The organism is Phytohabitans flavus (genome assembly GCF_011764545.1).
GTDB lineage: Bacteria > Actinomycetota > Actinomycetes > Mycobacteriales > Micromonosporaceae > Phytohabitans > Phytohabitans flavus.
The window spans coordinates 7,355,044-7,374,829 of the sequence record NZ_AP022870.1 but is presented as its reverse complement, the minus strand read 5'-3'; the positions used below and the strand labels follow the sequence as shown (position 1 = coordinate 7,374,829).

At 71.3% G+C, this 19,786-nt stretch carries 18 protein-coding genes and 3 pseudogenes; 10 read left to right on the top strand and 11 right to left on the bottom strand.

From position 1 onward, the window contains the following. Window positions 1-11: 11 nt before the first annotated feature. The gene (locus Pflav_RS49110) at window positions 12-1,823 is read right to left on the bottom strand and encodes a DUF5691 domain-containing protein (protein ID WP_173040601.1); all 1,812 of its coding nucleotides are present in this window, start codon (window positions 1,821-1,823) and stop codon (window positions 12-14) included. 92 nt (window positions 1,824-1,915) lie between these two features. Here Pflav_RS49110 and Pflav_RS46500 point away from each other — a divergent pair. The 4 genes and pseudogenes from Pflav_RS46500 to Pflav_RS32435 form a co-directional block, all read left to right on the top strand. Further along, window positions 1,916-2,413: pseudogene (locus Pflav_RS46500) on the top strand (DedA family protein); the annotation flags it as partial. Between the two features lie 247 nt (window positions 2,414-2,660). After that, entirely contained in the window at window positions 2,661-4,982 is a 2,322-nt protein-coding gene (gene lon / locus Pflav_RS32445; RefSeq protein ID WP_173040600.1) for an endopeptidase La, read from the top strand. A 440-nt stretch (window positions 4,983-5,422) separates the two neighbouring features. Further along, on the top strand, window positions 5,423-5,968 hold the full coding sequence (locus Pflav_RS32440) for a DUF6230 family protein (RefSeq protein ID WP_173042762.1): 546 nt from the start codon (window positions 5,423-5,425) through the stop codon (window positions 5,966-5,968). A gap of 79 nt (window positions 5,969-6,047) precedes the next feature. After that, complete coding sequence (locus tag Pflav_RS32435) at window positions 6,048-7,484, top strand: DUF6114 domain-containing protein (RefSeq protein ID WP_173040599.1); 1,437 nt, start codon at window positions 6,048-6,050, stop codon at window positions 7,482-7,484. A gap of 62 nt (window positions 7,485-7,546) precedes the next feature. On the opposite strand, the pseudogene Pflav_RS32430 reads toward Pflav_RS32435, so the two are convergent. Beyond that, window positions 7,547-9,216 (bottom strand): annotated as a pseudogene (locus Pflav_RS32430) (DUF885 domain-containing protein). A 132-nt stretch (window positions 9,217-9,348) separates the two neighbouring features. Between Pflav_RS32430 and Pflav_RS32425 the strand changes: the two are divergent. Further along, entirely contained in the window at window positions 9,349-10,326 is a 978-nt protein-coding gene (locus tag Pflav_RS32425; protein WP_173040598.1) for a DMT family transporter, read from the top strand. Here the strand turns inward: Pflav_RS32425 and Pflav_RS32420 are convergent. Continuing rightward, window positions 10,274-11,352: pseudogene (locus Pflav_RS32420) on the bottom strand (PHP domain-containing protein). The gene Pflav_RS32425 and the pseudogene Pflav_RS32420 overlap by 53 nt on opposite strands. Window positions 11,353-11,422: 70 nt before the next feature. On the opposite strand from Pflav_RS32420, the gene Pflav_RS32415 reads away from it, so the two are divergent. After that, window positions 11,423-13,255, top strand: coding sequence for a M48 family metallopeptidase (locus Pflav_RS32415; RefSeq protein ID WP_173040597.1), 1,833 nt, complete (start codon window positions 11,423-11,425; stop codon window positions 13,253-13,255). On the opposite strand, the gene Pflav_RS48160 is transcribed toward Pflav_RS32415, so the two are convergent. The 3 genes from Pflav_RS48160 to Pflav_RS32405 are packed head-to-tail and all read right to left on the bottom strand — an operon-like array spanning window position 13,252 to window position 15,037. Further along, window positions 13,252-13,797 carry a prephenate dehydrogenase dimerization domain-containing protein gene (locus Pflav_RS48160; RefSeq protein ID WP_332107890.1) on the bottom strand — a complete coding sequence of 182 codons (546 nt, stop codon included), beginning with the start codon at window positions 13,795-13,797 and terminating at the stop codon, window positions 13,252-13,254. The genes Pflav_RS32415 and Pflav_RS48160 overlap by 4 nt on opposite strands. Then, on the bottom strand, window positions 13,737-14,228 hold the full coding sequence (locus Pflav_RS48155) for a prephenate dehydrogenase/arogenate dehydrogenase family protein (protein ID WP_332107811.1): 492 nt from the start codon (window positions 14,226-14,228) through the stop codon (window positions 13,737-13,739). Before Pflav_RS48155 ends, Pflav_RS48160 begins: the two co-directional genes overlap by 61 nt. Window positions 14,229-14,287: 59 nt before the next feature. Then, the gene (locus Pflav_RS32405) at window positions 14,288-15,037 is read right to left on the bottom strand and encodes a M23 family metallopeptidase (RefSeq protein WP_232072165.1); all 750 of its coding nucleotides are present in this window, start codon (window positions 15,035-15,037) and stop codon (window positions 14,288-14,290) included. A gap of 87 nt (window positions 15,038-15,124) precedes the next feature. Between Pflav_RS32405 and Pflav_RS32400 the strand changes: the two genes are divergently transcribed. From Pflav_RS32400 to Pflav_RS32385, 4 genes are all read left to right on the top strand, one after another. Then, window positions 15,125-15,472, top strand: a complete 348-nt coding sequence (locus tag Pflav_RS32400) for a hypothetical protein (protein ID WP_173040595.1) — start codon at window positions 15,125-15,127, stop codon at window positions 15,470-15,472. 74 nt (window positions 15,473-15,546) lie between these two features. Continuing rightward, on the top strand, window positions 15,547-15,714 hold the full coding sequence (locus tag Pflav_RS32395) for a hypothetical protein (protein WP_173040594.1): 168 nt from the start codon (window positions 15,547-15,549) through the stop codon (window positions 15,712-15,714). 117 nt (window positions 15,715-15,831) lie between these two features. Further along, complete coding sequence (locus Pflav_RS32390) at window positions 15,832-16,353, top strand: tRNA adenosine deaminase-associated protein (protein WP_173040593.1); 522 nt, start codon at window positions 15,832-15,834, stop codon at window positions 16,351-16,353. A 25-nt stretch (window positions 16,354-16,378) separates the two neighbouring features. Next, window positions 16,379-16,801 (top strand): nucleoside deaminase, encoded by a 423-nt coding sequence (locus Pflav_RS32385; RefSeq protein ID WP_173042761.1) that lies wholly within the window; start codon window positions 16,379-16,381, stop codon window positions 16,799-16,801. Here the strand turns inward: Pflav_RS32385 and Pflav_RS32380 are convergent. From Pflav_RS32380 to Pflav_RS32365, 5 genes are read right to left on the bottom strand one after another with little or no spacing between them, the layout of a single operon-like run. Then, window positions 16,775-17,245 carry an acyl-CoA thioesterase gene (locus tag Pflav_RS32380; RefSeq protein WP_173040592.1) on the bottom strand — a complete coding sequence of 157 codons (471 nt, stop codon included), beginning with the start codon at window positions 17,243-17,245 and terminating at the stop codon, window positions 16,775-16,777. The genes Pflav_RS32385 and Pflav_RS32380 overlap by 27 nt on opposite strands. Then, window positions 17,245-17,874 (bottom strand): TetR/AcrR family transcriptional regulator, encoded by a 630-nt coding sequence (locus tag Pflav_RS32375; protein ID WP_232072768.1) that lies wholly within the window; start codon window positions 17,872-17,874, stop codon window positions 17,245-17,247. The genes Pflav_RS32380 and Pflav_RS32375 overlap by 1 nt, the downstream gene beginning before the upstream one ends. 40 nt (window positions 17,875-17,914) lie before the next feature. After that, window positions 17,915-18,127 carry a sensor histidine kinase gene (locus Pflav_RS46495; protein WP_232072163.1) on the bottom strand — a complete coding sequence of 71 codons (213 nt, stop codon included), beginning with the start codon at window positions 18,125-18,127 and terminating at the stop codon, window positions 17,915-17,917. A 2-nt stretch (window positions 18,128-18,129) separates the two neighbouring features. Then, the gene (locus Pflav_RS32370) at window positions 18,130-19,125 is read right to left on the bottom strand and encodes a sensor histidine kinase (RefSeq protein ID WP_232072161.1); all 996 of its coding nucleotides are present in this window, start codon (window positions 19,123-19,125) and stop codon (window positions 18,130-18,132) included. Beyond that, window positions 19,122-19,778, bottom strand: a complete 657-nt coding sequence (locus Pflav_RS32365; protein WP_173040590.1) for a response regulator transcription factor — start codon at window positions 19,776-19,778, stop codon at window positions 19,122-19,124. The genes Pflav_RS32370 and Pflav_RS32365 overlap by 4 nt, the downstream gene beginning before the upstream one ends. Window positions 19,779-19,786: the final 8 nt, after the last annotated feature.

Here is a 19,786-nt window from a genome sequence, read left to right as displayed (position 1 = left end):
GGTCGCCTCGTTCAGCAGGTAGCGCCACTCGGCTCGGCGGGACGCGAGCCAGCTCGCGCGGCGGCCCCCGTGGACGCCAGCGCGGGTCGCATGGCGATTCGCCGCCGACCCGCGTCCAGCAGGGCGGGCAGCAGCTCGGGCGGCACCCGGTATCCGAGGTCGGCCGCGTGGGCGAGCCAGTCGTCGAGCAGGCCGAGAGCCACCTCGGTGCCGCCGGGCACGCCGCCGTCGCTGAGCAGCCGGGCGAGCCGGTGTGCGGCGGCGACCGGAACCTGCGGGCTTGTCTCCTCCGGCGCCTGCTCGATGGGCTGCCGGTCGGGGACGGGTGTGACGCCGGCCCGGGCGTACACCAGCGCGACCGAGGCACCCTCCAGCAGCCCGGCCGGCCCTTTTCCGTCGAGCAGCACCCCGCCGACCGCGCCCCCTGCGTACGGCCGGCGCTCTGTGCCGACGAGCGCCGCGGAGAGCAGGTCGGGCGGCAGCTGTGGGCCGCGCCGGTCGCCGGTCGGGCCGAGCGGCGCCGGTACGAAACGCCCGTTGGGCCAAGCGGCGAGCGGGCGGAACCCACCCGGCCCGTACTCCCCGGCGAGGGTCACCGGCCGGCCGCCGCTCGCCGCGAGCAGCCACCAGGGCTCGTCGTGCCCGGCGCTGAGCGGGAGAGCGTCGCCTGCCAGGTCGACCACATGCCGGTCGTCGGAGAGCGTCACGCCGCCGAGCAGCATCGGCACGCTTTCGCACCACGGCTCGGCGGCGACCGCCGCGGACCAGCCAGCGAGCGCCGCGGCCACGCTGATCGCACCCGCCGGTGGCCCCTCGGGCTGGGAAGTGCCGTACCGCTCGGCGACAAGCGCGCGCATCGGGAAGTTGCCCGGGTACCAGCACAGGTCGGCGTCGACGATAGTGCCCGGCACCGCCTCGACCGAGAAAGCCTGTCCGATCGGCGCGAACGTGAGCAGTAGCGCGAACCGCCCCGACTCCTCGCCGTGCAGCAAGGTACGCCGGGTCGCGAGCCGCTCGTCGGCGAGGTCGACCTGGCCGAGCACGTACCAGCGGTCGCGCACCCGTTGACCGGCCAGCACCTCGTCGGTGGGCACCGGGATCCCGACCCGGGACCGGACGGTGGCGGCCAGCGGTGCGGGCAGCTCGTCGACCCGGGCATACGCGGCGACGAGCAGCCGCAGCTGGGCCAGCTCGCCGAGCAGCCGGTCGGGCCAGTGCTGGCCCACCCCGGCGATGCGTCCGAGCCGCCGCACCGCGTTAGCCGCCCCGGGGGCCTGGGCATCGACAAGCCGCGCGGCCACCGCCTCATACGGCCCGTATCCGGAGCGCTCGGCGCCGGCCAGCCCGTGGGTGACCTGGTCGGTGAGCCAGCGGTCGAGCTCGTCCAAGCCGGCCGCGATCCGGTCGGCGCGCTGCTCGGCCCGCTTGCGTGCGGCCTCGGGATCGGCCGAGCCGCGCGGAGCGGCGGGAGTCGCCGGGGTGCGCGCCGCCCTGGCCGCCCGGGACGCCCGCCACTCCTCGACCCAGTCGGGTGCCGCCGCGTCGGGGACGCTCCCTGTGGCCCACATCAGCATCAGGCCGAGCGCGTGCTTGCAGGGAAACTTGCGGCTCGGGCAGGAGCACCGGTAGGCGGGCTCGGTCAGGTCGACACACGCCTGGTACGGAAGCCGGCCGCTGCCCCGGCAAAGTCCCCAGAGCACGTCGCCGTCAAGTCCGACGACCTCCCATCTCGCGGGCGCGCTGACCCCCTGCGCGGCACGCGAGGAGCTGGCATCCGGAGCGAGTGCGAGCACCTGCGAGGTGCTCCACCGTTCGATCGGCACCGCAGAAATGTAGTGCGCCGGTCCGACAAACGGCGGGGCACCCCGAGACCGACTCAGGGTGGATCCGGGGGTGGCTCCGGGCAACGGCCCTGATGTCCAGATATAGATACGCCCATAGCGTCTGTTGCATGACGGATTGGCTGGGGTGGGTCGCGGAGCTGCCGGCGGCGGTGTTCGCCGCGGCGCTGAGTGTGATCATGGTGCTCGACGCGATTCCCCTGGTAGGCATCCTGGTCCCGAGCGACGTGGTGGTGCTGACCGCGCTCGGCGCACGCGGGCCGCTGGGCGGCGGCATCGTGTTTCTCTCGATCATTCTCGGCAGCCTGGTCGGGTGGTCGCTGAGCTTCGTGGTCGGCCGCCACCTCGGCGACCGGGTACGCGGCGGCCGGATCGGCCGCTGGATCGGCGAGTCACGGTGGGCGGCGGCCGAGCGGGCGTTGCGCCTCGAAGGCCCCCGGATGGTCATGGTCGCCCCGTTCCTGCCCGTCTTGAACACTCTGGTGCCGCTGGCCGCGGGTGGGCTCCGGATGTCGTACCTCCGGTTCCTGCGCGGCGCCACGCTGGGCTTCGCGCTGTGGGGCGGCCTGTACGTGGGCCTCGGCCTGGTCGGGCAGGCGGTCGGTGGCGTGCTCGGCGGCACTACGACCACGATGGCCGCCACCATCGCGATCGGCCTCGGCTTCGGCTGGGTGATCCTCTTCGGCGCCCGCCGCCGGTTGGCCGCCGCGCAGACCGCTCAGGATGTGGCGGCCGTCACATTTGGGGTACTGGATGGAACAGAGCGCACTGTTCGTAACTTGAGCCGTACAAGCTCAACTCAAGAACGGGGCGCACCTCATGACGACACTTCCGGTTTTGCCACTGACCGACGCGGTGCTGCTGCCCGGCATGGTCATCCCGGTAACCCTGGACACGACGACGCAATCCGCGATCGACGCCGCCCGAACGTCCGCCGGCAAGAAGCTGCTGGCCGTGCCGCGGCTCGACGGCGAGTATGGCTCGGTTGGCACGATCGCGACGATAGAGAAGGTGGGACGGCTCCCCACCGGCGAGCCCGCGGCGGTGATCCGCGGTCTCGCACGGGCACGTATCGGCTCCGGCGTCCCCGGACCCGGCGCTGCCCTGTGGGTCGAAGCCGCGGAGCTGACTGAAGCGACGCCCTCCGGCAAGGCGAAGGAGCTGGCCCGCGAGTACAAGGCGCTGGTCACCTCCCTCCTCCAGCGCCGGGGCGCATGGCAGGTCATCGACGCTGTCGAGCGGATGACCGACCTTTCCGAGCTGGCCGACTCGGCCGGCTACGCCCCCTGGCTCTCCAACGAGCAGAAGGTCGAGCTGCTGTCGGCCATCGACGTGACCGCCCGGCTGGAGCTGCTGGTCAGCTGGGTCCGCGAGACGATCGCCGAGCAGGAGGTCACCGAGCAGATCAACGAGGACGTGCGCGAGGGTCTGGAGAAGTCGCAGCGGGAGTTCCTGCTGCGCCAGCAGCTCGCCGCGATCCGCAAGGAGCTCGGTGAGGAGGAGCCGGACGGCTCCGCCGACTACCGCTCCCGGGTCGAGGCCGCCAACCTCCCCGAGAAGGTCCACAAGGCCGCGCTCGCCGAGGTCAACAAGCTCGAGCGGGCCAGCGACCAGTCGCCGGAGGCGGGCTGGATCCGCACCTGGCTGGACACCGTGCTCGACATGCCGTGGAACACCCGTACCGAGGACAACACCGACCTCGGCGCGGCCCGGTCCGTGCTCGACGCCGACCACGCCGGCCTGGCCGACGTGAAGGACCGCATCCTGGAGTACCTGGCGGTGCGCAACCGCCGAGCCACCCGCGGTCTGCACGTGGTCGGCGGCCGTGGCTCGGGTGCCGTGCTGGCCCTCGCCGGCCCGCCCGGCGTTGGTAAGACCAGCCTCGGCGAGTCCGTGGCGCGGGCGCTTGGCCGCAAGTTCGTCCGGGTCTCGCTCGGCGGTATCCGGGACGAGGCGGAGGTCCGTGGCCACCGGCGTACGTACGTCGGCGCGCTGCCCGGCCGCATCGTCCGCGCGCTGCGCGAGGCTGGCTCGATGAACCCGGTCGTGCTGCTCGACGAGGTCGACAAGCTGAGTGCCGGCTTCGCCGGTGACCCGGCCGCGGCCCTGCTCGAGGTGCTCGACCCGGCGCAGAACCACACGTTCCGGGACCACTACCTCGAGGTCGACCTGGACCTGTCCGACGTGCTCTTCCTCGCCACGGCCAACGTGATCGAGTCCATCCCCGGCCCACTGCTGGACCGCATGGAGCTGGTCGCGCTCGACGGCTACACCGAGGAGGAGAAGGTCGCCATCGCGCGCGACCACCTGCTGCCGCGGCAGCTGGAGCGGGCCGGCCTGACGACCGACGAGGTCACGATCGCCGACGAGGCGCTGCGCCAGATCGCCGCCGAGTACACCCGCGAGGCCGGGGTGCGGCAGCTGGAGCGCGCGCTCGCCAAGGTGCTGCGCAAGGTCGCGGTCGCGCTGTCCGACGGCGGCGAGGCCGTCCGGGTCGACGCCGGCAACCTCGGCACGTACCTGGGCCGGCCGCGGTTCACGCCGGAGTCGGCGGAGCGTACGGCGGTGCCGGGCGTGGCGACCGGGCTCGCGGTGACCGGCGCCGGTGGCGACGTCCTCTTCATCGAGGCCACCGCCATGGAGGGCGAGCCGGGGCTGACCCTGACCGGCCAGCTCGGCGACGTGATGAAGGAGTCGGCGCAGATCGCGCTGTCGTACCTGCGCTCGCACGGCGCGGAGCTCGGCATCGACGCGGCCTCGCTGGCCAAGCGCCGGACCCACGTGCACTTCCCCGCCGGGGCGGTGCCGAAGGACGGCCCGAGCGCGGGCATCACGATGGTGACGGCGCTCGCGTCGCTCGCCTCTGGACGTCCGGTGCGCCCGGAGGTCGGCATGACCGGTGAGGTCACGCTGGCCGGGCGGGTGCTCCCGATCGGCGGCGTGAAGCAGAAGCTGCTCGCCGCGCACCGGGCCGGGCTGACCGACGTGATCATCCCGGCGCGTAACGAGCCCGATCTGGACGACGTGCCGGAGGCCGTGCGCGAAGCGCTCACCATCCACACCGTCGGCGACGTGGCCGATGTGCTGGAGCTGGCCCTGCGGCCGGCGGAGGAGCGGGCGCCCGCACTCGCCGCCGCCTGACATAAGTCCTCTGTAGACCCCGCCCCGCGGTTCCGACCGCGGGGCGGGGTCATTTTCGTTACGGAATCGTGACCGCTAGGTAAACTCGTTACGGCGAGTGAGCGTCCTGGCGATACGTGGTGGCTTCTGGACGTTTTGTCACTCCGCGCCCAGTCATGAATGGGTGACGACGGGTGACAGCCCGTACCCGAGGTTTCCGCCCGGGTGTTACCAATCGGTAGCAAGGTCTTGTGACGTGCGTCGCTTCGCGAGAACATCGGCACCGCGCTTGCTACCGGTCGGTAATGGCATGGGGCGGCCCCCAAGATTCGTAGCCACGCTCGCACCCGCCTCCGGCGCTCCCTCGCGCCGGTGGCACCCCCATCGAGGAGGACCTTGTGAAGGATCCGCAAGGCAATCTGGTGCAAGGGCGCACCAGATGGCGGCGCTTCGCCGCCTTGATGATCCCCGCGACCGCGCTCGCCGGGGCCATCGTTTTCGGCATGGCCAACGGCGCGATCGCCGCGTCCTTCGCCGTATCGGGCCAGACCTTCAAGGTCTCCGCCAGCAGGCTCGAAGGCGATGGTTTCAAGCAGTACGGCGGGATGGTGACCGAGAAGGCGAACGGCAAGACCCACCCGGTCGCGGTCTCCGGCATCGCCAGCGCGAAGCTCTACGACCTCTGCCAGTCGGTCAAAGTCCCCAACCTCCCGGTCGTGCTGACCATCAACGCGGGTGGCGGCGGTGACCCCGCGACCGCCACCGATCTCCTTCTGGACGTGGAGCAGCTCGAAGGCGACGCCACCTTCACGAACATCGACATCGGTGTGGACGCGTCCGAGGTCGGTGGCCAGCTGGGTGCCTTCGGCCAGCGTTCGGAGAAGGTCGTCATCACCGACGTCAAGCAGGTCGCCTGGTCGACCACCGCTGGCACGTTCAAGCTCACGGGCCTGAAGTTGAAGGTCAACGTCGGCGCGGACGCCAAGGAATGCTTCGTCACCAAGTGATCGCCGAGAGGCCCGCGGAGGGACCGCCTTCGCGGGCCTTGTCTTGGCCCAACGTCGTTCTTTGCCCTTGGAGGAGTTGGTGACTTCCTCGACGCCGCAGCACGCCCGGACCGGCGCGTTGGTCCGGGGCTGGCGGGCCTTCCGCATGTGGCGGCGGACCCGACCTTTCTGGGGTGGCCTGTTCACGATCCTCTCCGGCCTGGAGATCTTCGCGACGACCCAGGGGAGCCTCGGCGGCCTCTCGTTCCAGATGGGACCGACCGGTTTCCTGTCCTGGCTGATCCCGACCATCCTGGTCGCCTGCGGGCTGCTGATGTGGGGCACGCCCGCCCAGCGCATGTTCTACGCGATCGTCGCCGCGATGACGGCCGTCTTCTCGCTCATCGGGGTCAACCTGGGCGGCTTCCTCGTCGGCCTGCTGCTCGGCATGGTCGGCAGCGCGCTCGGCTTCGCGTGGACGCCGATCGCGCCGCCGGAGCCGGCCCAGGTCGGCTCCGCCGAGCCGGATGCCGAGGAACAGCCGGAGCCGGCCGAGGAGACCACAGTGGACACGCTGCTGGACGGGCCCGTGGTGCCGCCGCAGCGCGAGCACCGGCACGAGTCCGATGTGGACGTCACCGGCGAGATCCCCACCCAGCGGTCCGGCCCGGGACGGTCCGAGCTGTACGCGATCACGGTCGTGCTGCTGAGCCTGGCGGTGGCCGGGGCGATGACGCTGCCGGGCGGGACGCCGGCGCACGCGGCGCCCTGCCAGCCCGAGGCCACGCCTGCGACACCCACGCCGACCCCGTCCGGGACCGCCACGCCGGCACCGGAGAGCGAGGAGGACGGCAACATCATCACCGGCATCCTTGAGGGGATCGGCGGCCTGATCGGCATCGGTGGCAGCCAGCAGGCGCCGGCGGCAGAGGCGGCCCCGACACCGACTCCGAGCGGCACGCAGGCGCCGGACGGGCCGGTACAGCCGGAGCCCACGCCGAGCTGCCCGCCGGCCAGCGGTGGTGACGCACCCGGTGGCGGTCAGCCCGGCGGCGGTCAGCCAGGGAGCGGGGAGCAGCCGGTCGCCACGAGGGTGCTGCCCCCACCCGCCGATATCCAGGCGATCAACCCCATACCGTCGATCATGACGGGCTCGAAGCTGACGGACTACAACCTGGAGTACCACGGCGTGACCGACCTACCGCTGCGCGGAGGCGGCACGATGAAGGTGCTCTGGTTCAACATGACCAAGTCGGTGACGGAGGACTTCGAGCTGAAGCCGGCCGTCACGAGTACCCGGCGCAAGTCCATCAAGGCCGACCCGCTGACCGTCGAGGGCAAGGTGCGCTTCTTCACGCCGCGCTTCTCAGGCAAGCTGCTCGGCATCAAGCAGCTCTACACGCCAGCTTCGCCGCCGCCGCTCATTCCGGGAGTCCCGGTGCCGCTGCTGCCGATCACGTTCACGGACATCGAGATCCAGCTCGCGTACATCGACTGTGCCACCCTGACCGGGAAGGGCCTGGTCGACACCGCCTGAGATGGGCCGGCCGCGGCCTGGGGACAGGCAATCAGCCTGCTCGGGCCGCGGCCGGAATCCTGCTAGAGGCGGGCCATCGCGGCCTTGAACGGGTCGAGGCCGAGCGAACCGAGGTTCAGCGCGGCCTGGTGGAACTCCTTGAGGTCGAAGTCCTCACCCTTGCGCGCCTTGGCCTCGTCCCGGGCCTGGAGCCAGATGCGCTCGCCCACCTTGTACGCCGGGGCCTGGCCGGGCCAGCCGAGGTAGCGGTTGAGCTCGAAGCGGAGGATTTCGTTCGGCACCCGGCAGTGGGCGCGCAGGAACTCCCAGCCCAGCTCGGGGTCCACCGCTCGCCGGGGTGGAAGCCGAACGGGTTGTCGCGCGGGATCTCCAGCTCCAGGTGCATCCCGATGTCGACGATCACGCGGGCGGCCCGGAGCGCCTGGCCGTCGAGCATGCCCAGCTTGTGTCCCGGGTCCTCCAGGTAGCCGAGGTCGTCCATGAGCCGCTCCGAGTAGAGCGCCCAGCCCTCGCCGTGCCCGGACGACCAGCTGAGCAGCCGCTGCCAGCGGTTGAGCAGCTCGGCCCGGACAAGCGTCTGGGCGATCTGGAGGTGGTGGCCTGGCACGCCCTCGTGGTAGACGGTGGTGACCTCGCGCCAGGTGGAGAACGCGGTGATGCCCTGCGGCACCGCCCACCACATGCGGCCGGGGCGGGAGAAGTCTTCGCTCGGCGCCGTGTAGTAGATGCCGCCGTCGCTTGTCGGCGCCAGGCAGCACTCGATACGCCGGACCGGCTCCGGGATCTCGAAGTGCGTGCCGTGCAGGTCGACCAAGGCCTTGTCGGCCAGGGCCTGCATCCAGTCGCGGAACTCCTCCTTGCCCTCGATCCGGCGGGACGGGTCGGCGTCCAGCGCGGCGACGGCGTCGTCGATCGAGGCGCCGGAGCCGGCGATGCGGGCGGAGACCCCACGCATGTCGGACTCCAGGCGGGCCAGCTCGTCGAAGCCCCAGGCGTACGTCTCGTCGAGGTCGACCTGCGCGCCAAGGAAGTAACGGGAGGCGAGCTGGTACCGCTCGCGACCGGCCGCCTGCTTTTCCCGCCCGAGCGGCGCCATGGTCTTGCGCAGGAACTCACCGAACGCGGCGGTCGCGGCGGTGGCCGCGGCTGCGCCGCGCTTCAGCTCGGCGGCGAGGGTCCCCTCGGCGTCGAGCCTGTCGACCAACCCGTGGAAGAAGTTGTCCACGTCCGGGTCGGTCCAGCTGTCGCACTGCTTGGCGACCTCGATCATCTGGGCGCGCGAGCTGACGTGCCCGGCCTCGGCGGCCTCCCGCAGCGTCACCTTGTACTGCTCCAGGGCGGCGGGGAACTGGCCGAGGCGGGCGGCGATGTTGGTGATCGCGGCCTCGCCCTCGGTGGGCATCAGATCGAAGACCATGCGTAGCCCGTGCAACGCGCTTGAGATCACGTTGAGCTCGCTGGTCACCTCGCCCGCGTCGTACCGCTCCAGCTCCAGGCCGAGCCGCTCGACCATCGCCTCTTTGGCGACCCGCTCGGGCTCGGTCGACGACTCGGTCGCGGTGATCGCGGCCAGAGTGCGGCGGGTCAGGTCTGCTCGGGTCACGAACCCGTCTGGCGAGAGGTCGTCCAGCTGGTCGTCGTGGCCCTTGATGCCGGCATAGGTGGCGCCGGTCGGATTGAGGGCGGCCCACTCGTCTACGTAGCGGTCCGCGAGGTCATCGATTCGTCCCACGCTGGAACCTTACGTGAGACCTCGATCACCCGCCTCTTCATTGGTCGCCGCCCGTGTCGCACAGCGTGACGGCAATCACCAGGTCCGAAAAGCGCGGGACTTTCGTCGTACGCCTCCGGCAGAGTGTCAGGAGTGTCCAGCGCTACCGCTCCTGACAGGCTCAACCTGCGCGCCTTCCTGCCGGGTTACCTCGCCCTGGCGGTGATCTGGGGCGCGAGCTTCCTTTTCATCAAGATCGGCGTGCGCGAGCTGCACCCGCTCTACCTCAGCCTCTTCCGGGTCGGCACGGGTGCCTTGACGCTGCTCATCGTGCTCGCGGTGATGCGCGTGCCGCTGCCCCGCGACCCGAAGCTCTGGGCACACCTCAGCGTGGTCGGCGCGATCGGCGTGGCGCTGCCGTTCACCCTCTTCGGCTTCGGCGAGGAGCGGGTCTCTTCGGTGCTCGCCGGTATCTGGAATGCGACCACGCCGCTGATCGCGCTGCCGATGGCGGTGTTCGCGTTCCGCACCGAGCGGCTGACGACCCGGGGCGCGGTGGGTATCGGGATCGGCTTCGCCGGTGTGCTGACCGTGCTCGGCGTCTGGCAGGGCATCGGTGGCTCGCACCTCACCGGCCAGTTGATGTGCTTCGGCGCGGCGGCCTGCTACGGCATCGGTATCCCGTACACGAAGCGGTTTGTCGCCGGGCGGCCGGAGTCGGGCATCGCGCTGTCGGCGGCGCAGCTGCTCGCCGCGACCGTGCAGCTGGCGATCGTGACACCCCTGCTGGTGGGCGCGCCACCGGCCCCGACCGCCCTTTCGATCGAGGTGATCGGCAGCGTGCTCGCGCTGGGCGCGCTCGGCACCGGCCTGGCCTTCGTGATCAACATGGGCAACATCCGGGTCGCCGGCGCCAGTACCGCGTCGACCGTGACCTACCTGATCCCGATCGCGGCCACGGTCATCGGCGTCCTGGTGCTCGACGAGCGCCTGTCGTGGTACCAGCCGGTGGGCGCGGTCGTCGTGCTCGCTGGGGTGGCGGTCTCGCAGGGCCTATTGCGCCGGCGCAAGAGGCCGGTCACCCATGCGAACGAGCCCATTCGACAACCTGCTCAGCAGGCCAGCTATTGATCACGTGCTCGGGGAGCACACCGCAGAGCGAGGCCCGCTCGCAGCCGAAACGCTGCCAGTCGAGCTGACCCGGCGCGTGCGCGTCGGTGCTGACGACGAACGAGCAGCCGGCCTCCAGCGCCTTGCGCATCAGTCGCTTCGGCGGGTCCTGGCGCTCCGGCCGTGAGTTGATCTCGACGGCCTTGCCGTACTCCGCGCAGGCGGCGAACACCGCGTCGGCATCGAACTGGCTCTCCGGCCGGCCAGATTTGCTCGCCCGGCGGTGGCCGCGATCGCCCTCGCCCTCGGCACCCTGCGGCCGCTTCGTCACCATGCGGCCGGTGCAGTGACCGAGGATGTCCAGGTGTGGGTTGGCGATCGCGGTGAGCATCCGCTTGGTCATCTTGGTGCTCTCGTCGCGCAGGTTGCTGTGCACCGAGCCGACCACCACGTCGAGCTGGGCGAGCAGCTCCTCGTCCTGGTCGAGCGAGCCGTCGGCGAGGATGTCGACCTCGATGCCGGTGAGGATGCGGAAGCCCGGGGGAGCGCCTCGTTGACCGTGGCCACGTACTCGAGCTGCTTGCGCAGGCGGTCGGCGGTGAGACCACGGGCGACGGTCAGGCTTGGTGAGTGGTCGGTCAGCACCATGTACTCGTGGCCGAGCTCGACCGCGGCGAGCGCCATCTCCTCGATCGGCGAACCGCCGTCGGACCAGTCCGAGTGGGTGTGGCAGTCGCCGCGCAGCGCCTGCCGCAGCTCAGCGGCCGCATCGTCGAGGTCGATGCCCTCGGTGGCCAGCAGCCGCCGCAGGTACACCGGCTCCTCGCCGGCCAGCGACTCGATCACGCAGCGCGCGGTGACGTCGCCGACGCCGGAGAGCTTGGTGAGCGTGCCGGCCGCGGCGCGGCTCGCCACATCCTCGGCGGGCAGCGCGGCGAGCGTCTTGGCGGCCGAGCGGAACGCCCGCACCCGGTAGGTCGCCTCGTTGGCCCGCTCCAGCAGGAACGCGATGCGCCGAAGGTCGGCGACGGGGTCTCGGGTGGTCACGCCCCGAACCTACCGCCCGCTGCCACACGTCCAGGTAGTCTGTCGGCACGTTTCCGCTGGGAGGAAGCGCATGGCTGCTCTTCGTGCCGGCATGTCAGTGCTCATGCTCGCCGGCTTCTATATCGTCGCGCTCGTCCAGGTCGCCGCCGGCATTGTGTTCAGCGCGTGGCTCAGCACGTTCGTGCCCGTGGGCGCCGGCGTGATATCCGTCTTTCCGGTGCTCGTCGGGATAGTGGTCGTTGGGGCGTTGAAGGCGCTACGTACCGGGCCCGGGGCACCCAAGGGGCTGAGCATCGGACCGGACCAGGCGCCCGAGCTGTGGCGCACCGTGCACGAGCTGGCCCACGTCGCCGACAGCCGTGCGCCCAAGGAGATCCGCCTCGTACCGCAGGTGAAGGCCGCCGCCTTCGAGGAAGCCCGCCTGCTTGGCCTCGTCGGCGGGCGACGAATCCTCTACATTGGACTTCCGCTGCTCCACGCGTTCACGGTGGACCAGCTGCGCGCGGTGCTCACGCACGAGTTGGCCCACTACTCGCGGTCGAGCACCCCGCTTGCCATGATCGCGTACAGGGGACGGCGCACGACCCGCGGCACGATCGGCCGCGCCTGGCGGTACAACGTGGCGGGCCGGGTCCTCAAGGGCTACGCCCGGCTGTACCTGCTGGTCGACAACGCCGCTTCGCGGCGGCAGGAGCTGGAGGCCGACCGGGCCGCGGTACGCGCCGCCGGCCGGGCCGCCGCGGCGATTGCGCTGGGCGACCTGCCGGTCCTGGACGCGGCGTGGGGTTTCTACTACAAGCAATACGTCGAACCGGGCTGGAAGTCGGGCTTCGCGCCGGACGACATCTTCGGCGGGTTCGCCGAGCTGCTCGCCGCCCGCAAGCACGAGCTGGCGGGCATGCGCGGGCAGGAGCCGCCGGGCGAGGGCTCACCGTGGGACACGCACCCGCCGGTCGCCGAGCGGATCCGGGAGATCGGCGCAGCCGCTGAGGTGCCACGCCCACCGGATGGACGCCAAGCCGGTGTGCTGCTGCCCGACCTGCGCGGCGCTGGGCGGGCGGTACAGGATCGGATGTTAGACGTGGGGGAGCGGCAGGTGCTGCCGTGGGAGTACTTCACGGCCGCAACCGCCACGACTACGATGCAGCGGGACGCCGACGAGGCCTTCCACGCGATCGGCCGCGCGACCGGGGCCAACCGGCTCAGCCTGGCCGTGTTGCTGGACATCGTCGAGGCCAAGCGGCTTGGCGCCGCGGCGGAGAGCCTCTTTCCGGGCGCCCCGCGGCACGAGGTGCCGCAGCGGTTCACCGACACGATGGCCATGCTTGTCGCGCTCGCCGCCATCCGGTCCAATGTGGCCTATTGGCAGCTCTCGTGGAGCGGCCCGGCCCGCCTGCTGGGGCGCGACGGCCAGCCGCTGCCCAGCGCCGAGATCGCCGCGCGGGCGGTATCGCCGCAGACCGTGGGAGAGGCCCGCGCGTGGCTGGCCCATCTCGGAATCGACCCGCGTGGCGCGGCGCCGGTCGAGCTGCGGGGCCGCGCGAGCGTGGCGGGCGTGATCGCGGGGATCGCCAACGTGAAGGTCGACGGCGTCGAGCATGACCTCGTGGTGCTGGACAAAGGGCTGGTGTTCATCAGCAACCCGGGCAAGCCTGGCAAGGGGAAGGCCCGGCTGCGGGCGCTTGTCGGCTCGACCTCGGCCAACGAGATCGCCAAGCAGCACCGCTACCTGGCGTACGAGGAGATCACCTCGGTTGCCATCACCAAGAACGTGCCGCTGCGCGCCGACCTCACGCTGCACGGTGGGCAGAAGGTCGCCGTGCGCGAGGGGTGGATCAGCGAGCTGATCGCCAAGAACAGCCGCGACGTGCTGACCGGGGCGCTGAGGCAGGCGACTGCCTAGCCCTCGGGGCGGACGGCCGTTACCGAGCGGCGGTCTGGCGCCACGGCCGTCACCCAGCCGCCGGCACGGCCGAGGCGGAGCAGCGCGTCGGAGCGGGCTGGGAGGTCCAGCGTCGGGCCGGGCTTGGGCGGCCAGGCGCCGCGGGCGGCCGCGCCAGGCTTGAGCCACGTGGCCAGCTCGGCGATCGGGTCGGCGCTGTCGAGGGCGGCGCGGGCCTGGCGGAGCGCGTCGAGCACGACGTCGAGGGCGGGCCCCACCGCTGCGGCGTTTCCACCGGACATGGCAGCCACGAGCTCCGGTCGGGCGGCGGCCACCCGGGTGCCGTCGCGGAACGAACCGGCGGCCAGCGCCGCCGCGAGTGGGTCGGTCGCGCTGGCGGCGAGCGCCGCGGCCAGCAGATGCGGTACGTGGCTGATGACCGCAACCGCCCGGTCGTGCTCGTCGGCGGTCGCTGGTACGACGCGGGCGCCGAGTCCGGTGATCAGCGCCGCCAGCTCCAGCCAGTCCGGGAGCGGGGTCTCCTGCGGCTCCAGGCAGAGCACCCAGGCGCAGCCGGTGAAGAGGTCGGGGTCGGCGGAGGTGAAGCCGGAGGTCTCCCGCCCGGCCATCGGGTGCCCCCGACGAACCCGGCGAGCCGGTGCAGCCGCCGCTCCACGAGGTCGCGGACCGGGCCCTTGACCGAGGTGACGTCGGTGACGAGCCCTGAGTAGCCGGAGTTGCCCAGCTCGTGCAGCACCGCCTCGAACGCCGGCAGCGGCACCGCGACAACCACGAGCTCAGCGCTGGCCACCGCGTCCCGTACCGTCGGCGCGACCTGCCACCGAGCGCCGGCTGGGGCCTTCGCGGCGGCGGTGCGCGCGGTGGCCCGGGTGGCCGGATCAGCGTCGTAGCCCAACACCTGGTGCCCGGCCCGGGCGAGCGCCCGCAGCGTCGATCCGCCGATGAGCCCCAGCCCGATCACCGCGATGTCCACGCCGGAACTTAAGCACACGCCGCTGCGGAACGGTTACCGAGATTGTGCTCGGTTGCCCGCTACGGCTCGCGGGGGCAGCCGTTGCTCGCCTTGTACGACGAGACTTTGCTCACCGGCGACGTGCTCTTCTGTTTGCGCCAGTCGTTGAGGTACGGCGCGGGCCAGATCACGCCGCGGCGGATCCACCAGTCGCCCGTGCGCTCGCACACCGGCGAGATGCCGAAGTGAAGGTGACACACGTTGTTGGCGTTACCGGTCTTGCCGACCGTGCCGAGCCGCTGGCCGGCCCGCACCCGGACGCCCGCCTCGATTCCGGACTGCACCACGGTCAGGTGCGAGCCGTAGTAGCGGACGCCGTCGTCGCCGAGCAGCGACACGGACAGGCCGCCGTTGTCGGGGCCTTGCGTGCCGGTCTTGCTGTACCTGTCGACCCGGCTGACCTCGAGCACCTTGCCGTCGGTGACCGCCACGACCGGCTCTCCACAGTCGGCGAAGATGTCGGTCGCCGGGTAGCCGGAGTGGGTGGGGTGGTAGGAGACATTGCTCGCCTGCACCGGAAAGACATACTTCCACTTGCCGATGGTGGCCTTGGGGGCGCCGCCGGTCTTCAACGGCGTCGGCCTGGCGCGGGGTGAGGGCGTCGCGCTCGGCGTGAGAGTGGGGGTTGGCGTCGGCTCCGGTGCGCCGGTCGTCGGATCGGCCGCCGCCGTGGTGGCCGCTGCTGGCTCCTCCCACGCGACCGGCTCTCCCGCCTCTGACGCATTCTGTGCGCAGCCCGCCGCCAAGGCGCCAGCCAGCACTACGATCACCGACCCACGTGTCCGTCGTCCCCGAAGCACCCGGCCATACTCGCAGACGAGCCAAATCTCCGCAGACCCGCCGGGTAGGCTGCCCTCATGGCGGACCACTTTCCGCGTACCCCCTCGGGGTTGTTCCCGTCCCGGCCGCCGCGCCCCACCTACCGCGAGCCCAACCGGGTGCGGGGTGGCGCGCTGAGCGCCGGGTTGGGCGCGGGCGCCGCCTGGATGCTCTTCTTCGGGCTGCTCGCCGACAGTCTGCGCACCTATGTCTTGTGGTCGGTGCTGGCCGGTGCGATCGCCTGGGCGGCGACCTTGATCCTCATCCGTCAGGGTGACCGGGGCGTCGCCGCGGGGGTCGCGATCAGCCTTGGGGTGGCTTGGTCAGCGGCCGCCATCGCGCTCGCCGTCCGCTGGGGGACCAGTGGCGACTGGCCACTCTGGTAGGCGTTCTGTTAACACGTCGTTGCGCGACGCACCCGGGCTTGACTAAGGGCGCCCATGTTCGGCACCCTCGCGACATGGCCTGGACTGTGGAGCGGCTCGACCCCGACCGAAGCCGCCGCCGGCTCCAGCTCCTCGCGGAGCTCGCCAGCGCGAAGTCGGTGCGTGATCGTGAGCGCCCTCGGCGACTGCGCGGAGATCGGTTGCGCGAGCTGATCGCCATGCGCCGGCGCCTGGCGAGCTGAGCGGAGCCTCCTCGAGCCATCAGATAAGCCCTGAGAAGCGCGATTCTCGGGGCGTTGTGCGACCAGCCGCCGACCCGAGCGACTACCGTCACGGCGTAGCGGAAAACTTGGGGGACCGTGTCGTACTTCGCTGCTGCCGTCGCGCGCGGCTCCACCGGTTGGGTCGCGTCCGAGCTGGATCTGACCGGTGCCGCCGACATCGACGAGGTCGTCGACCAGCTGCGCGATGTCGACCCGGATGCCGACGTGGCGCTGCTGTTCGTCGAGTCGGACGACTCGTACCTTGCCATCCTCCGCCTCGACCAGGGCGAGGACCTGCGCGTCTTCGGTTCCGACTCGGTGTTCGCCGAGGAGTCCCGGATAGGCGCGCTGCTGCTCGGCGACGTGAAGGCGCCGGCGCTGGAGATCGACGAGGTGACCAACCCGCCGGCGGCCACTGGCGACGAGGCCGCCCCACCACCGGCCGCAGGGCCCGACGTCGACCCGGTCGGCGACCCCGAACTCCTCGCTGACCTGGGCGTCTCCGCACACCAGCTGCTCAGCCTCTGCGCCCACGACGGCCTGCTGCCGGCCGACGTCACCGCGGAGATCTGCCAGGTGCTCGGCTGCGCTGACGGCGTCGAAGAATTACGTGAGTGATCGCTACGCCCGCCACGAGGAGTGGATGCGGCGGGCGCTGGCCGTCGCCGGATCGTCTGGTCCGGACGTTCCGGTCGGTGCGGTGGTATACGGGCCGGATGGCGCCGAGCTGGGCGCTGCTGCGAACGAGCGAGAGCTGACCGGCGACCCGACCGCGCATGCCGAGGTTGTCGCGCTGCGCCGGGCCGCCGAGGCCGCCGGGTCGTGGCGGCTCGACGGCTGCACGCTCGTCGTCACGCTGGAACCCTGCACGATGTGCGCCGGCGCACTTGTGCTGGCCCGGGTGTCCACGCTGGTCTTCGGCGCCTGGGAGCCCAAGACCGGCGCGGTCGGCTCGCTGTGGGACGTGGTGCGCGACCGCCGGCTCAACCACCGGCCGGAGGTCTACTCCGGGGTGCTGGAAGCCGAGTGCGCGGCCTTGCTACGCGACTTCTTCCGGCTTCAGTAGCGATATGGCCACCTCGCGGGCCGACTCCGACCACCGGGTCGGGCGCAGCGTCGCCGGATCGAGTCGCACGATCACCCGCTTGCCTTCGGCGTAGCAGGTGCTGCCGTCGCGGGAGAGGAAGCGGAAGCCGTACTGCGCGCTTGTCTCGCCCATCTTGTCGAGCCAGAAGTGCACGAATACGTCACCCGCGCCCTTGATCGGCCGGTGGTACGTGATCGTGAACTCCCGTACCGCGTGGAAGAGGTCCGGCGTGGACGGTCCGTTGTGGTCGTAGTAGTGGCCACGGGCGGTCCAGTACGGCGTGACGGCCCGCTCCAGGAGCACCGCGTAGCGCGCGTTGTGGACGATGCCCATCGCGTCGAAGTCGTCGAAGTAGATTGCGATCGGCTCGACGTGGCCGTAGTCGACCTTGGGCTCGACGATTGCGAGTGCGCTGTGCGTCATCATTCCTCCGGAAGCAGGGTCGGGTCGGTGCACAGCCCGCGCAGCCGCCCCAACACGGCACGGCGGGCCAACGGGTAGACGACCTGCGGCGAGAGCAGGCGAAACTGCATGACGGCGGCGACGCCGGCCGCCTCGATCTCGTACGCCAGCATGGCCACGTCGGTATCCGGCCGCAGCTCACCCAGCTCGACGGCCTGGCGGGCCAGCTTCTCCATGTACTCCATCCACTCGGCATGGGTCTGCGCGATCCGTTCGTACAGAGGGCCGGAGCGGGCGTTGTACTCAAACTTGACGGTGGCGAAGAAGCAGCCGCCGGGCAGCGTGCTGGACGCGTAGAAGTCGAGCCGCGCGACGTGCAGCGCCCACAGCCGGCGCACACCTCGCGGCACCTGCCGGGCCGGCCCGATCACCCGCTCGGCCCACTGCTCGCGGGCTCGCTCGACGGTGGCGAGCTGGAGGTCCTGCTTGGACCGCCAGTGCGCGAATAGCCCGGACTTGCTGACGCCGAGCGCCTCGGCGAGCTGGCCGAGGGAGAGGCCGTCGAGGCCGTCCTTCGTCACGAGCGCGACCGCGGTGTCCAGCACCGCCGTGCGCGTCCGCTCCCCTCGGGCCACCCGGCCGTCGACCATCACCCGGTCAGCATAGGAATAAGACCGACCGGTCGTAAATCTATTTTGCCGGCAGAGTGACCTGAACCACCAGCCCGCCGCCGTCGCGCGGGGTCGCGTGCACCTCGCCGCCGTGCGCCCGCGCCACCGACCGCACGATGGACAGGCCGAGACCTGTACCGCGGGCGGAGCCGACCCGGTCGGTGAGCCGCCGGAACGGCTCGAAGAGCCCCGGCACCTCGTACGCGCGCACGACCGGGCCGGTGTTGGCCACGCTCAGCCGCGTGCTCGTCCCTCGCTGGTGCAGGTCACCTGCACCCAGCCGCCGGTCGCGTTGTAGCGCACCGCGTTGTCGACGAGGTTCTGCGTCAGGCGTTCCAGCAGCACGGGGTCGCCGGAGGTACAAGCCGGCTGGAGCTGGTGGCGTACCTCGACGCCGGGCGCCCGGGTCTGGTCGAGCACACTGCCGGCCACGTCGGCGAGGTCGACCGGTACCGGGTCGACCACGGCCTGCTCCGAGCGGGCCATCGTGAGCAGGCCGTCGATCAGGCGCTCGTGGCGGGCGTTCACTTCCAGGAGCGTGGTGCCGAGCTGCCGCAGCTGCTGTGGCGCGTCCGGCTGGCCCAGCGCCACCTCGAGCAGGGTGCGGTTGATCGCGAGTGGGGTACGCAGCTCGTGCGAAGCGTTCGCCACGAAGCGCCGCTGCCCGTCGAACGAGCGGTCCAGCCGTTCCAGCATGTCGTCGAACGTGTCGGCCAGCTCGCGCAGCTCGTCGCGCGGGCCGCCGAGCGCGATCCGCTCGTGCAGGCTGCGGTCGGCGACCCGGCGCGCGGTCGCGGTGATCTGTTTGAGCGGCCGGAGGGTACGGCCAGCGGCGAGCCAGCCCAGCCACACACCGGCCAATGCCACGCCGACCAAGGCGAGCGCGCCCCACTGCAACAGCGAACGCAGCGTTTGTGCGCGGAGGTCAATTTGGACCTGCTTGGCCAGGTCCAGCTTGTGGTCGACCTCCGCCTGCTCCGCCGCCGACATTTGTTTCTTGAGTGCCTCGGCGGCCTTGTCGTCGAGTTGCGGCTTGGTCGCTCGGCCGTCCACGTTCGCGTACACGATGCCTGGCTTGACCTCCTGTTTTTCGAGGGCGGCCGCCAGCAACAGGTAGGTCAGGCCGAGCAGGATCGCGCCGGCGAGCAGGAAGGAGGCGCCGTAGAGGGCGGTGAGGCGTACCCGGAATGTCCAGCCGCGACTGATTTTCGAGAAATCCGGTTTCTTCATGGAATCTGGTACCCCACTCCCGGAACGGTCGCGACCACCGGCGGCGAGCCGAGCTTGCGACGCAGCGTCATGACCGTGACCCGCACGACGTTCGTGAACGGGTCGATGTTTTCGTCCCAGGCCCGCTCCAGAAGCTGCTCGGTGCTGACCACCGCGCCCTCGGCCCGCAGGAGCTCCTCGAGCACGGCGAACTCCTTGCGGGACACCGATACGAAGCGGCCGTCGCGGAACACCTCGCGGCGGGCCGGGTCGAGGGCGATGCCGGCGCGCTCCAGCCGGGGCGGTGTGGCCGGGCGGGCCCGCCGCCCGAGTGCGCGTACGCGGGCCACCAGCTCGACGAAGGCGAACGGCTTGGGCAGATAGTCGTCGGCGCCGAGCGCGAGGCCGGCCACCCGGTCGGGCACCTCGGCGGCCGCGGTGAGCATCAGCACCCGGGTCTCGCCCCCGGCCGCCACCACCGCCCGGCACACCTCGTCGCCGTGCACCAGCGGCAGGTCGCGGTCGAGGACCACGACGTCGTAGTCGTTGACGCCGAGCTTTTCCAGCGCGGCATCGCCGTCGTACACCACGTCGACGGCCAGCGTCTCGCGCCGGAGCCCTTCGGCGATCGCGTCGGCCAGGAGCTCCTCGTCCTCCGCGACGAGTATCCGCACGCGCCAAT

Coding starts and splice junctions, on each gene's coding strand:
- lon (WP_173040600.1), top strand. CDS start 2,661: ATGACGACACTTCCGGTTTTGCCACTGACCGACGCGGTGCTGCTGCCC.
- Pflav_RS32440 (WP_173042762.1), top strand. CDS start 5,423: ATGATCCCCGCGACCGCGCTCGCCGGGGCCATCGTTTTCGGCATGGCC.
- Pflav_RS32415 (WP_173040597.1), top strand. CDS start 11,423: ATGGCTGCTCTTCGTGCCGGCATGTCAGTGCTCATGCTCGCCGGCTTC.
- Pflav_RS32400 (WP_173040595.1), top strand. CDS start 15,125: ATGGCGGACCACTTTCCGCGTACCCCCTCGGGGTTGTTCCCGTCCCGG.
- Pflav_RS32395 (WP_173040594.1), top strand. CDS start 15,547: ATGGCCTGGACTGTGGAGCGGCTCGACCCCGACCGAAGCCGCCGCCGG.
- Pflav_RS32385 (WP_173042761.1), top strand. CDS start 16,379: ATGCGGCGGGCGCTGGCCGTCGCCGGATCGTCTGGTCCGGACGTTCCG.
- Pflav_RS32380 (WP_173040592.1), bottom strand. CDS start 17,245: ATGACGCACAGCGCACTCGCAATCGTCGAGCCCAAGGTCGACTACGGC.
- Pflav_RS32375 (WP_232072768.1), bottom strand. CDS start 17,874: ATGGTCGACGGCCGGGTGGCCCGAGGGGAGCGGACGCGCACGGCGGTG.
- Pflav_RS32370 (WP_232072161.1), bottom strand. CDS start 19,125: ATGAAGAAACCGGATTTCTCGAAAATCAGTCGCGGCTGGACATTCCGG.